This is a genomic window from Thermocrispum agreste DSM 44070 (assembly GCF_000427905.1).
Classification (GTDB): domain Bacteria; phylum Actinomycetota; class Actinomycetes; order Mycobacteriales; family Pseudonocardiaceae; genus Thermocrispum; species Thermocrispum agreste.
In genome coordinates this window covers 162,676-174,820 of sequence record NZ_ATYX01000008.1, presented here as the reverse complement: position 1 = coordinate 174,820, position 12,145 = coordinate 162,676, and the positions used below count along the sequence as shown (strand labels likewise).

The 12,145-nt window shown below is 69.1% G+C and carries 12 protein-coding genes; 8 read left to right on the top strand and 4 right to left on the bottom strand.

The window, feature by feature from the left end:
- Positions 1 to 12: 12 nt before the first annotated feature.
- Positions 13 to 900, bottom strand: coding sequence for an LmeA family phospholipid-binding protein (locus YWY_RS0106865; protein WP_169725223.1), 888 nt, complete (start codon positions 898 to 900; stop codon positions 13 to 15).
- 175 nt (positions 901 to 1,075) lie between these two features.
- On the opposite strand from YWY_RS0106865, the gene YWY_RS20705 reads away from it, so the two are divergent.
- From YWY_RS20705 to pstB (YWY_RS0106830), 7 genes are all read left to right on the top strand, one after another.
- On the top strand, positions 1,076 to 1,825 hold the full coding sequence (locus YWY_RS20705; protein WP_038044669.1) for a winged helix-turn-helix transcriptional regulator: 750 nt from the start codon (positions 1,076 to 1,078) through the stop codon (positions 1,823 to 1,825).
- Between the two features lie 103 nt (positions 1,826 to 1,928).
- A complete protein-coding gene (gene mshD / locus YWY_RS0106855) occupies positions 1,929 to 2,825 on the top strand; it encodes a mycothiol synthase (protein ID WP_028847000.1) in 897 nt (298 codons plus the stop codon).
- Positions 2,826 to 2,974: 149 nt separating this feature from the next.
- Positions 2,975 to 3,919, top strand: coding sequence for a PstS family phosphate ABC transporter substrate-binding protein (locus YWY_RS0106850; protein WP_211227490.1), 945 nt, complete (start codon positions 2,975 to 2,977; stop codon positions 3,917 to 3,919).
- A gap of 58 nt (positions 3,920 to 3,977) precedes the next feature.
- Entirely contained in the window at positions 3,978 to 4,934 is a 957-nt protein-coding gene (gene pstC, locus YWY_RS0106845) for a phosphate ABC transporter permease subunit PstC (RefSeq protein ID WP_051309963.1), read from the top strand.
- A complete protein-coding gene (gene pstA, locus YWY_RS0106840; RefSeq protein ID WP_211227489.1) occupies positions 4,934 to 5,872 on the top strand; it encodes a phosphate ABC transporter permease PstA in 939 nt (312 codons plus the stop codon). The genes pstC and pstA overlap by 1 nt, the downstream gene beginning before the upstream one ends.
- A gap of 126 nt (positions 5,873 to 5,998) precedes the next feature.
- Positions 5,999 to 6,769: a phosphate ABC transporter ATP-binding protein PstB gene (gene pstB / locus YWY_RS0106835; RefSeq protein WP_245566592.1), complete on the top strand. Its 771-nt coding sequence runs from the start codon at positions 5,999 to 6,001 to the stop codon at positions 6,767 to 6,769.
- A 28-nt stretch (positions 6,770 to 6,797) separates the two neighbouring features.
- Complete coding sequence (gene pstB, locus YWY_RS0106830; RefSeq protein WP_038044668.1) at positions 6,798 to 7,661, top strand: phosphate ABC transporter ATP-binding protein PstB; 864 nt, start codon at positions 6,798 to 6,800, stop codon at positions 7,659 to 7,661.
- A 7-nt stretch (positions 7,662 to 7,668) separates the two neighbouring features.
- On the opposite strand, the gene YWY_RS20700 is transcribed toward pstB (YWY_RS0106830), so the two are convergent.
- Positions 7,669 to 8,289: a hypothetical protein gene (locus YWY_RS20700; protein WP_038044667.1), complete on the bottom strand. Its 621-nt coding sequence runs from the start codon at positions 8,287 to 8,289 to the stop codon at positions 7,669 to 7,671.
- Between the two features lie 103 nt (positions 8,290 to 8,392).
- On the opposite strand from YWY_RS20700, the gene YWY_RS20695 reads away from it, so the two are divergent.
- The gene (locus tag YWY_RS20695; protein ID WP_084609059.1) at positions 8,393 to 8,860 is read left to right on the top strand and encodes a serine hydrolase; all 468 of its coding nucleotides are present in this window, start codon (positions 8,393 to 8,395) and stop codon (positions 8,858 to 8,860) included.
- Between the two features lie 162 nt (positions 8,861 to 9,022).
- Here YWY_RS20695 and phoU read toward each other — a convergent pair whose 3' ends face one another.
- Both phoU and YWY_RS20690 read right to left on the bottom strand, forming a co-directional pair.
- The gene (gene phoU / locus YWY_RS0106815; RefSeq protein ID WP_028846993.1) at positions 9,023 to 9,694 is read right to left on the bottom strand and encodes a phosphate signaling complex protein PhoU; all 672 of its coding nucleotides are present in this window, start codon (positions 9,692 to 9,694) and stop codon (positions 9,023 to 9,025) included.
- 156 nt (positions 9,695 to 9,850) lie between these two features.
- The gene (locus YWY_RS20690) at positions 9,851 to 11,053 is read right to left on the bottom strand and encodes an LCP family protein (protein WP_051309961.1); all 1,203 of its coding nucleotides are present in this window, start codon (positions 11,051 to 11,053) and stop codon (positions 9,851 to 9,853) included.
- Between the last annotated feature and the right edge of the window lie 1,092 nt (positions 11,054 to 12,145).

Here is a 12,145-nt window from a genome sequence, read left to right as displayed (position 1 = left end):
CCGTCCTCCCGGCTATCCGTGGAACGGCACCCCCTGGTCGAAGCGCACGTCCTTGGCCTTGCCCTGCACCAGCAGCGCACCGTTCTCCACCGCCACGCCGCCCGGCTGCACGCCGAACGGCAGGCTGCCCGGCTGGATGGTCCGGTCGAACCGGGGCAGGAACGCCTCCCGCACCTGATCGGGCACCGTGATGACCTCGCTGCCCTGCTGGAACTCCAGCCGCTTCGGGATGATGCGCACCGCCTTGCTGCTCAACTCGATGATGCCCAACACCACGATCTGCGTCTCACGACCTGAGATCTGTGTGGTGGCGGCCAGCCGCACCCCGGCCTGCGGCGGGAACTCGTCCATCGCGTCGCGCTGCTCGTCGAGCTCGTCGATGCTGACCTTGTCCTCCTCGTCGCCGGTCTCCACGTAGCGCAGCGCGGCCGGTTCGATGGTCAAGTCGGGCAGCCGGGTGAGCCGGCCGATGTCTGCCTGCCTGATCTTGGCCACCACTTCCAGGTCGCCGACCACCATGGAGTCGGTCCGGCCGTCGATCAAATCGGAAAGCGGCGCGGTGACCTCGCGCAGCTCGGCCAGCAGCGTCAGATCGCGCAGCGTGTTGCGCACGGCGATTCCCTGCGCCTCGACGGTGATGCGATCGTATTCGCCCGTCAGCGCCTGGGTGGTGAACGGAAAACCGTGCACGTTCACCGCGGGATCGTCGCGCAAACCGAATTTTTCTCGCGCTTTCTGCGACACGGTGTGCTCGGCGAACGCGGCGAGACCGAAGTCGGCCGCCACCAGCAGCCCGAACACGACCAGCAGCGTGACCAGCAGAACCCGGCCACGACGACGGGGTTTGCGCCCTCGCCGGGGCTGGCCGGTGCGCGCAGCGCGTCGGTCTCGGTCGGTCACCCTTGCTCCAATCCCGCCGTGTTAACGGCATGTGACAAGCGCGTTTTTCCCAGGTAAGCAACTGTGATGCCGACGTCAGGGGGCTGATCCGGCATCATTCAGCGGTTATTCTCAGGTATCAGCCGAATCCAGCTCGGCGCGTTCGGTCCGGCACGACATGAGGCGGTGCGAGGCGATGAGCCTGAACCTGCTCCTGCTCACCAACGAGTCCTCGGTGAATTCGGTCCTGCCTGCTCTTGGCCTGCTTCCCCACACGGTCCGGGTTCGCACGCCCGAGGTTACCGCTTTGCTCGACGGCGGTCACCGGGACGTGATCTTGGTGGACGCGCGGCACGACCTGGCGTCGGCCAAGAGCCTGTGCCGCCTGCTGGCCAGGGCGACCGAGGACGACACCGTGCCGGTCATCGCCGTGGTCGGCGAGGGCGGCCTGGTGGCGGTGAACGGCGAGTGGCGGGTGGACGACGTCATCCTGCCGTCGTCCGGCCCGGCCGAGGTGGACGCCCGGCTGCGGTTGGCCACCACGCGGGAGGGCGTGACCACGCAGCCGGAGTCCGAGCTGCGGGTCGGGGACCTGGTGATCGACGAGGCCACCTACACCGCCCGGTTGCGCAAGCGCACGCTCGAGCTGACCTACAAGGAGTTCGAGCTGCTCAAGTTCCTCGCCCAGCACGCGGGCCGGGTGTTCACCCGCGCTCAGCTGCTGCAGGAGGTCTGGGGCTACGACTTCTTCGGCGGCACCCGCACGGTGGACGTGCACGTACGGCGGCTGCGCGCCAAGCTGGGCCCCGAGTACGAGCAGATGATCGGCACCGTGCGCAACGTCGGCTACAAGTTCGAGCGCCCGGCCAAGGCGTCGGAGTCGCAGGACATGGCGCCCGAGCGGGAGGACGCGCTGGACCGGGAGCTGCGCGAGCTGACCCGATGACCGCGCCGGCGGAGGTCCGGCAGCAGGGCAAGCCCCGGTAGCTGCGCGGGACCAGGCGCGCGAGCCGCCGCGTCGGCGCCGATCTTCGGCTACCGTCGGCCGCGTGAACATTCGCTGGGTCGACGACCTCTCCCAGGACGAGGCGGCCGTGCGTGCCCTTCTGCAGGCCGCAGGCGGCGTGGACGGATGGCCGCAGCTGCCGCCGGGAGCCCCGCTGCCGTCCGAGCTCGCCAAGGGGCCCTACTTGCTGGGCCAGGACGACGGTCTGCTGGTCGCCGTAGGGCAGCTGAACGAAGCCGGTGACGCGTTCGGCAGGCAGGTCGCCGAGCTGATCGTACACCCCGGCCACCGCGGCCGCGGGCACGGCGGCGCCATGCTGGACCACATCCTGGCCAGGGCGGCGACAACGCTTCGGGTGTGGTCGCACACCGACCACCCGGCCGCCGCAGCGCTGGCGCGCAGGCACGGGTTCGCCCGGGTACGTGAGCTGCTGCGCATGGGCATGCCACTGTCCGAGGACCTGCCGTCTGTTCAGTTGCCTGAGGGCGTCACGCTGCGCACGTTCCGGCCCGGGATCGACGAACGACCGCTGGTCGAGGTCAATGCGCGGGCGTTCTCCTGGCATCCGGAGCAAAGCCAGCTGTCCGTGGCGGACGTGGCAGCGGCCGAGCGCGAGGAGTGGTTCGACCCCGAGGGCCTGTTCGTCGTCGAACGTGACCAACGTCTCGTCGGATTCCACTGGACCAAGGTGCATCCGGCCGCGGACGGCGAAGACCCGGTCGGCGAGGTGTACGTGGTCGGTGTCGACCCGGACGCGCACGGCGGCGGCCTCGGCCGCAACCTCACCATCGCCGGCCTGCACTACCTGCGGAAACGCGGTCTGAAACGGGTGATCCTCTACGTGGAGGGGGACAACGCCCCGGCATTGGCCGTGTATCGCAAGCTCGGGTTCACCGTGGAATCGACCGCCGTGCAGTACGAGCGCACCGTGACGACCTGACCGCGGGGAGTGGCACGCGACAGGGTGATTCGCCCGCTTTCGGCGAAACGTCGGTGCGTTCGTCATCACACCTTCAGGTGGTGTCACCTTCCGTTCACCTTCGGCTTCTACCGTCGGGCTCGGTCAGGCCACATGGTGGCTTGAGCCGAGTGTCGACCGAGGAGTCGGGGGTTATGCGCTACGGGTGGGTGACGGCCGCCGCCGCGGTGGCCGTGGCATCGCTCGCGGTCACGGCCTGCGGGCCGGCAGGCCAGGGCGGCGGGCTGTCCATCAAGGTCGACGGCTCCAGCACCGTCGGCCCGCTGACCCAGGCGGCCGCCGAGCTGTTCAGCGACCGGAATCCCGATCTGCGCGTCGGCGTCGGCACCTCCGGCACCGGTGGCGGGTTCGAGAAGTTCTGCAACGGCGAGATCGACATCGCCGACGCGTCGCGCAAGATCACCGCCGAGGAAGCGGAGATGTGCCGTGCGGGTGGCGTCAGCTACTACGAGCTGCAGGTGGCCAACGACGCCATCACCGTGCTGGTGCACCGGGAGAATCCGGTGAACTGCCTCACCGTGGACCAGCTCCGCCAGATCTGGGCTCCTGGCTCCCAGGTGAACAACTGGAACCAGATCGACGGCATCGACTACGACGCCGAGCTGACGCTGTACGGGCCGGGCACCGACTCCGGCACGTTCGAGTTCTTCGCCGAGGAGATCAACGGCGACAAGGAGGAGCAGCGCGCCGACTACCAGGACATCGGCGAGGACGACAACACCGGTATCGCGGGCGTCATGGAAGACGAAGGCGCGATGTTCTACGTCGGCTTCGAGTACTTCGACGCCAACAAGGACAGGGTGAAGGCGCTGCAGATCGACGCCGGCGACGGCTGCGTCGCGCCGACGCCGGAAGCCGTGCAGAGCGGCGAGTACCAGCCGCTGAGCCGCCCGCTGTACATCTACCCGTCGCGCGAATCGATGCAAAAGAAGCACGTCAAGGCGTTCGTCGACTACTTTGTCGACAACTCCGCGGAAATCGCCAGGCTGGCCGGCTACATCCCGATGACCGACGAGCAGGCCGCGAAGACCGAGCAGGCGCTGAGCGACCGATGACGCTGACGAACCCGACGACACCGAACAAGGCAAGGATCCCGAGCACAGTGGTAAGCGCATGCCCACACGTGTGAACCAGGCAGGCGGCGAGGTCGCCCGGCCCTCGCTGAAGGCCACCAGCCCGCGCTACGGCGAGAAGCTGATCAAGGCCTTCCTGTTCCTGTGCGCCGGGCTGTCGGTGCTGGTCACCACGGCCATCGTGATCTCGCTGCTGGTGCCGACCGTCGACTTCTTCTCCGAGGTGTCGCTCACCGAGTTCCTGTTCGGCACCGAGTGGCAGCCCGGGCGCGGCACGCAGACCAGCTACGGCGTGTTGCCGATCGTGGTCGGCACGCTGAACATCACGGTGATCGCGCTGATCGTGGCCATTCCGGTCGGCTTGCTGTCGGCGTTCTATCTCTCCGAGTACGCCAATCCGCGGCTGCGCCGGATCGTCAAGCCGGTGCTCGAGGTGCTGGCGGGCATCCCGACGGTGGCCATCGGCCTGTTCGCGCTGTACTTCATGAAGCCGTTCTTCGCCGATCTGCTGCCGTGGGTGGACCTGGACGGGTTGTTCTCCCAGGGGGTGGCCGGGGTCGCGGTCGGCGTGATGATCGTGCCGCTGGTCGCCTCGGTGGCCGAGGACGCCATGCGCGCGGTCCCGCCGGGCCTGCGGGAGGGCGCGTTCGCGCTGGGCGCGACCAAGCTACGGGTGACGCGGAAGGTCGTGTTCCCCGCCGCGATCTCCGGCATCGTGGCCGCGTGCGTGCTGGCCGCGTCGCGGGCGATCGGCGAGACGATGGTGGTGCTCATCGCCGCGGGCGCCAGCCCGAAACTGGTCGGCCCGTGGGAGTTCGGCGAGTCGGTGCTGACCATGACCGCCTACATCGGCCGCACCGCCACCGGCGACATCGCCACCGGGACCATCACCTACAAGACCATCTTCGCCGTCGGCACGTTGCTGTTCTTCATGACGCTGATCATGAACCTCATCTCGATCCGCCTGGTCCGCCGCTTCCGTGAGGTGTACGAGTGATGGCCGACCGGTACCAGGGACCGCGACGGGCCCGGCTGGCCACCGCAGGGGCGCGGGCCGCCGTCGAGTCGGTGTTCGGCGAGCAGCCGCGCGGCGACCGGATCAGCGGGATGGTCTTCCGCGCGCTCATGCTGCTGGCGCTGGCGACCGCGCTGGTCATGCTGACCAGCCTGATCATCTACTCCGCGTGGCGGGGCTGGGGGCGGCTGGACCTGGACATGATCACCGAGAAGCCGTCCCGGATCCGGCCGGAGCAGGCCGGCTACGGGCCGGCGCTGGTGGGCAGCATCTACATGATCGTCGGGGTGATCGTCCTGGTCGTCCCGGTCGGTGTCGGCGCGGCCGTCTACCTGGAGGAGTACGCCAAGAAGGATCGCTGGTACAACCGGCTGATCGAGCTGAACATCCAGAACCTGGCGGGCGTGCCGTCGATCGTGTTCGGCATCCTCGGCCTGGCGTTCATCGCCCGCGGGCCGATCGGGCTCGGCCTGGTGGTCGCCACCGGTTCCATCACGCTGGCGCTGCTGGTGCTGCCGACCGTGATCATCGCGGCCAGGGAGGCCATCCGCGCCGTGCCGTCGTCCATCCGGGAAGGGTCGCTGGCGCTGGGCGCCACCCAGTGGCAGACGATCAGCAGGCAGGTGCTGCCTGCCGCCGCGCCCGGCATCCTGACCGGCGTGATCCTGGCCGTCGCCAGGGCGATGGGGGAAGCGGCGCCGCTGCTGCTGGTCGGCGCGGCGGGCTTCACCCCGTTCTTGCCGGTGCTGTTCGACGGCCAGTACTCGGCGCTGCCGGTGCAGATCTACCGCAACGCGGTCGAGCCGAGGGAGGAGTTCCAGACGCTGGCGTTCGCGGGCGTGATCCTGATGCTCGCGGTGCTGCTGGCGATGAACTCGTTCGCCGTCTGGCTGCGCAACCGCTACGAGCGACGCTGGTAGGAGCCTATGCGAGGAGAGCGACCGCAGGTGACCACGAACAGCCCCGACGCCCCGGCGGGTGGCCGCACCAGCGTCGAGGCCGCGCTCAAGCCGGCCTCCGGTGCCCAGCGTGCCGCCAGGGAGACGGTGTTCGAGCTGCGCAACGTGTCCGTCTTCTACGGCCGGCAGAAGGCCGTGAACGACGTCAGCATGGACATCTACCGCAACACCATCACCGCCCTCATCGGCCCGTCCGGCTGCGGCAAGTCGACGCTGCTGCGCAGCCTGAACCGGATGAACGACCTGATCCCCGGCGCCAGGGTGGAAGGCAAGGTGCTCTACCAGGGCGCGGACGTCTACAGCCCGCAGGTCAACCCGGTGCAGGTGCGCAAGAAGATCGGCATGGTCTTCCAGCGGCCCAACCCGTTCCCCAAGTCGATCTACGACAACGTCGCTTTCGGCCCGCGCACCGTCGGCATGAAAGGCGACATGGACGAGATCGTCGAACGGGCGCTGCGCGGGGCCGCGCTGTGGGACGACGTGAAGGACCGGCTGAAGGACAACGCCTACGGCATGTCCGGCGGTCAGCAGCAGCGGCTGTGCATCGCGCGGGCCATCGCCACCGAGCCGGACGTGATCCTGATGGACGAGCCGTGCTCGGCGCTCGACCCGGTGTCCACCGGCCGCATCGAGGACCTGATGCTGCAGCTGAAGGAGCGCTTCACCATCGTGGTGGTCACCCACAACATGCAGCAGGCCGCCCGGGTGTCGGACATGACGGCGTTCCTGATGGTGCAGGTGGGTGCGGACGAGCACAGCCGCTGGGGCGAGCTGGTGGAGTACGACGAGACCAACAAGATCTTCACCAACCCGTCCGACGAGCGCACCGACAACTACATCTCCGGCCGGATCGGCTGAAGACGTGCAGTCAGTGAGGAGTCGCAGCATGGCAGCGCAAGGCCGCAACCCGGCACGCGGGCTGGACCTGGAGACGGCGTCGGCCAACGACCTGAGCCTGCCCGGCCGGGGCAGCCCGGTGCTCAGCTGCAAGGACGTCAGCGTCTACTACGGGAAGTTCCGCGCGGTCAGCGACGTCAACCTGACCATCGGGGCGAACGAGATCACCGCGATGATCGGCCCGTCCGGCTGCGGCAAGTCGACCGTGCTGCGCAGCCTGAACCGGATGAACGACCTGGTGCCCGGCGCCAGGGTGGAAGGGCTGATCGGCTACCACGGCGTCGATCTGTACGGCAAGGACGTCGACGTCATCGAGGTCCGGCGGCGCATCGGCATGGTGTTCCAGAAACCGAACCCGTTCCCGGCGTCGATCTACAACAACATCGCCTACGGGCCACGGGTCACCGGCATGAAGGTCGACGACATGGACGATCTGGTGGAGCAGGCGCTCACCCGCGCGGCACTGTGGGACGAGGTGAAGAACAAGCTGCACAAGTCGGCGTTCGCGCTCTCCGGCGGCCAGCAGCAGCGGTTGTGCATCGCGCGCGCTCTCGCCACGAATCCCGAGGTCATCCTGATGGACGAGCCGTGCTCGGCGCTCGACCCGATCGCCACCCAGAAGATCGAGGACTTGATGCTGGACCTGGCGCGCGAGTACACCATCGTGATCGTCACGCACAACATGCAGCAGGCGGCCCGGGTCTCCCAGCGGACGGCGTTCTTCACCACGGTGGTGGACGAGCAGACCGGCGAGCGCACTGGCCGGCTGGTGGAGTTCGACGCGACGGAGAAGATCTTCAGCACACCGTCGGACGAACGGACCGAGGCCTACATCACTGGGCGCTTCGGCTGAGCGCGCGTCACTGGTGATCGTCGCGGCGGGACGCGGAGATCACGAACGGCACCGACAGCACGCCCCAGAAGACCGCCCAGCCCACCCGGCTCGGGCGTTCGATGATGCAGGACCTGTCTTCGATCTGCTCGTTGCTGGATCGCTCCACGTCCACCCACAGGAGCGAGCCGCACTCCGCCCCGAGGCTCGATTCGTCCGGGCCGAGCAACAGCATCATGCTCACCCCGACGCAGGTGGCCGCGGCGACGTGCTGCCACGGCACCCACGATCCACGGACCTGCCTGATGCCGAGCCAAAACGGCAACAGCGCGACAGCCGCGAACGCCATCCCGCGCTCGGTCTCCACGGTGCGCTCCCGCGCACACCGCCGCTCACCGTACTCGCTGGCCTCGATCCGTTCGGAGCCGCTGGCGCCGAGCCGGTGGGCGGTCGAACCGAACGCCGCCCCACCGCACTCGTACACGGTTTCGCCCCCGTTGTTGGTGACGTGCACCGGAATCACGAAGAGCCGGAAGATCGCCACGCCGAGCAGCACGACGGCCACCCACCACAGCGGAGCCCACACGACCCGTCGTCCGAACACCCGGTACGTGTACCGGCCTTCGCCACGCTCGAACACCTTCGCCATGCGCAGCTCCTCTCTGTTTGCGAATGGACGGAAGGTACTCAATCGCCGGTTCCGGTGTCGCCGCGGCTACCGGCCGGTGGCCGCGTGCGGCTGACTCGAGCGCCTGCGTTACGAACGGTTCGTCGACGATCTGACCGCGGAGAATCCGCAGGACGGAGACCCGATCGACGTCACGGCGTCGAACCCGTCCTGGGGGGACGCTGCGGGCGAGATGATCAGCACCACCGCGGACAGCAACAAGTTCCTGCGGGCCCTGGTCAGCGGCAAGGTCCTGCGGCCACGGGAGCTGGCCGAGATGACCAGGACGGTCCGGGCCGAGCCGCGCGACGCCGCCTGGCTCGGTGCCCGCTACGGCCTCGGCCTGGTGTGGATCCCGAACTCGTGCGGTGGGTCCTGGGCGCACGGCGGGGACATCCCGGGTTTCATGACCCGCAACGGCGTCAGCCCCGATGGCAGGCGCAGCGTGACGGTGTCGATCAACACCGACTCGTTGGTGCCGGCGCCGGACGCGCCGGAGGTCGCCGGGGACGTGATCGCGGACCTGATCGAGCACGCCCTGTGCGGCTCCTGAACATCCCGGAAGTAGCGGGTTTCCTCCGATTGCACAGCACGCCGGGACACCTCGGGTGACGAGACGGACAAGCCACCGAACAGCGCCACCAGGCGGTTCGGTGGCTTGCCCACTGTCGTGCTCGGCCGCCCGCCTGAGGAGGGCAGCCGGTGGTCGGCCGAGCTACAGGTCGGCGTCGGCGTCGGTGTTGTAGCCGGGCATCTTGCCGGTGACGATGAAGATCACCCGCTTGGCCACCGACACCGCATGGTCGGCGAACCGCTCGTAGAAGCGGCCCAGCAGGGTGGTGTCCACCGCCGCGGCCACCCCGTACTCCCAGTCCTTGTCCATGATCACCGAGAACAGGTGGCGGTGGATGTCGTCCACCTTGTCGTCGATGCGCTCGAGCTCCTGCGCCTTGGAGACGTCGCGCTCCCGGATCACCTGCTCGGCCAGCCGCCCCAGCTGCACCGCCACCTCGCCCATCTCGGCGAAGTAGTGCTCGACCGGCTTGGGCACCACGTGGTCGGGGTGCCTGCGGCGCGCCGCACGGGCCACGTGCAGGGCCAGGTCACCCATGCGCTCCAGGCTCTCCGCGGCGTGGATGGTGGCCAGCACGGTGCGCAGGTCGGTGGCGACCGGGGCTTGCAGGGCGATCAGCTGGTAGGCGTGCTCCTCGCACGCCGCGCGTGCGTCGTCGATCTTCTGGTCGTCGCTGATCACCTGCTCGGCCAGGGTCAAGTCCGCATCGAGCAGCGCCCTGGTGGCCCGTTCCATGGCCGTGGCCGCCATGGCGGACATGTCGGCCAGCCGCTCGGCGAGCCGGTCCAGCTCGACGTGGTATGCCTCGCGCATTCTCAACTCCTTCGGTGCCGGCGGCCAGGTCGTTCCGGCATGACGCCACTCTACGTTCGCGTCCGGTGGCATGCCGTAGCGTGGAGGTGAACCAGGGGTGAATCGCGGACGAAAGGATCGCGTCCCGCTTCGTCAGGGGTGACCTGCGCGGCCGGACTACTGGCCTTCGGGTGATGTTCCGCCCTGGTCGGTGGACGAGTCGTCGCCTGAGGTGTCGTGCGACGCGTCCTCGCCGGTGTCGACCCCGGGTATCGGTTCGTTGTGGATGATAGCCGAGAACAATTCCTGGGCTCGGTCCTCGAGCAGCACCTCGTTGCCCCGTTCGTTGGCGTAACCGGTGGTGGGCACGGTGAGGAAGACGACCGAGTCGGTGTCCAGGCCCTTCAGCGACTGGGCCAGTTCCAGCAGCTGGTCGACGCCGATGTTGTCGCCGAACGTGGCGTCGGCGAACGCGTTGACGAACGACGTGAGCTTGTCCGGGTCCAGCAGCACGTCGCGGGACATGGTCTTGGTCAGCAGCGCGGCGATGAACTGCTGCTGCCGTTTGATCCGGCCGTAGTCCGACGTCGGGTCGCCTTCGACGTGCCGGGCCCGCACGAAGCTGAGCGCCTGGTCCCCGGTCAGCGTGACCAGGCCCGGCTTGTCCACCACCGTGCCGAGGATCGAGTCGACGATCGGCGTGTCGACCTTCACCTGCACGCCCCCGACCGCGTCCACCATCTCCTTGAACCCGGCGAAGTCGATGCCGACGAACCTGGTCATCCGCATGCCGGTCATCTTCTGCACCCACTTGATGACGCACCGCGGCCCGCCCTCCGCGTAGGCGGTGTTCAGCTTGACCTGCGGCGTCTCGGGGACGACCTCGTCGCTGTACTCCCCGGTCTTGTAGTTCCACCGGTGGCACTCGGGGCGGGTGATCTCCAGGTCGCGGGGAAAGGACACCAAGACCGCGCGATCGCGTTCCTTGGGCAGGTGGGCGATCATTATCGTGTCCGAGCGGGCGCCTTTGACCGTCTCCTCGGTGCCGATGCCTGCGCCCTTCGGGGCGCCGACCCGGCTGTCCGAGCCGAGGATGAGGAAGTTCTCGTCGCCGACCTGCGCCGCCTTGTTCTTGATGTCCTTCGATTCCTGATCGAGCGCGGAGACCTCGGTGAACTTGGAGTCGTACCACGTCTTCATGCCCCACGCGGCGCCTGCGGCGAGGAAGATCAGCACGGCCAGTGTGGCGGCCGCGGCCTTGCCTGCCAGCAGCAGCCTGCGGTCCTTGCGTTCGCGTTTCTCCTGCAGCCGGGTGCTCGGCGCCGGCTCGTCGGGTTTCTGGGGTGGTTCGCCGTCCTCGGTGACCTTGGGGATGACCACCGTCGGCTCGTTGCGCCACGACCGCTGGACGACCGTGCTCTGTGCGGAGGTGAGTTTCGGGGGGCGCGGGCGTGGCGGGGGCGGCGCGGGCAGCCGCGGGCGTGGCTGCTGCGGCTCGTCCTCCGGTTTGCGGATGTGCGCCGCCAGGATGTGCGTCTTGACCTCGCGGTCGGCAGGGGCGCCGTTCCGGTCGGCCGGGTCCTGGCCGTGGTCGCCGGGCCGCGGGCTGCCGTCTCGGCCGGCAGGGGCCGGGCGGGAGTGGCCGGGCTGAGCGGACCGGTTGCGGTCGCCCGGTGCGTGGCGGCGCTCGCGGTCCGCGACGAACGGACCGCGGAGCCGGTCGCCGGATGCCGGGCGCCGGTCCCGCTCGGGTGCCGCACCTGCGGGGCCGCGCTGCTGGTCCGGACGCGCCGGGCCGCGGGCGCGGTTTTCTCGGTCGGCGGGTGGGGTACCGCGGGCGTGACGGCCAGGTGCCGGGTCGCGGTGCCGGTCATGGGGCGCTGGGCCGCGACGCCGGTCACCAGGGGCATCCGCTGCCTGCTGTTTCGTAGCGCCCGGCGACCGCCTGGATGCGCTGTCGGCTCGGGGGACGAACGCCGCTCGCCGGCGGCCCGGGCGGTCCGGAGTGGGTTCGGCATCGTCCGCTTTGCGTTCGGCGGCGTGGGTTCCGGCCACCCGTGACGGCACCGGAGGACGGACCTGCGTGGTCTGTTCGGCGCGCGATTTCCTCGGCTTTCCCGCTGGGCGGTCGGCGCGCCCGGGCACGCCCGACGGCGGGGTGAAGGCGCGGCGCCGCCGTGCGGGTTCGGGCCGCTCGTCCCGTGGGGGCTCGGTCACGCGGGTGCGTTCGCCGACCTCGCCGGGTGACCGGCCGCGCGGCTCGGCGGCGTGGTGTCGCGGTGGTTCGGTTTCCGCCGTCGGCCGCCGGAGACCGAGGCGGGGTGCTCGCCGGCCGGATCGGGAACGCTGAGCGCCGTCGTCGTCCTGCACTCAGTGCTCCCCTCTGCTCACACCATCTGATACACGGCGAACTCTTCCGCGTTGGTTGCCTGTGTGTTACACGCCGTCGGCATTCGGTTCGTTACCGTACGG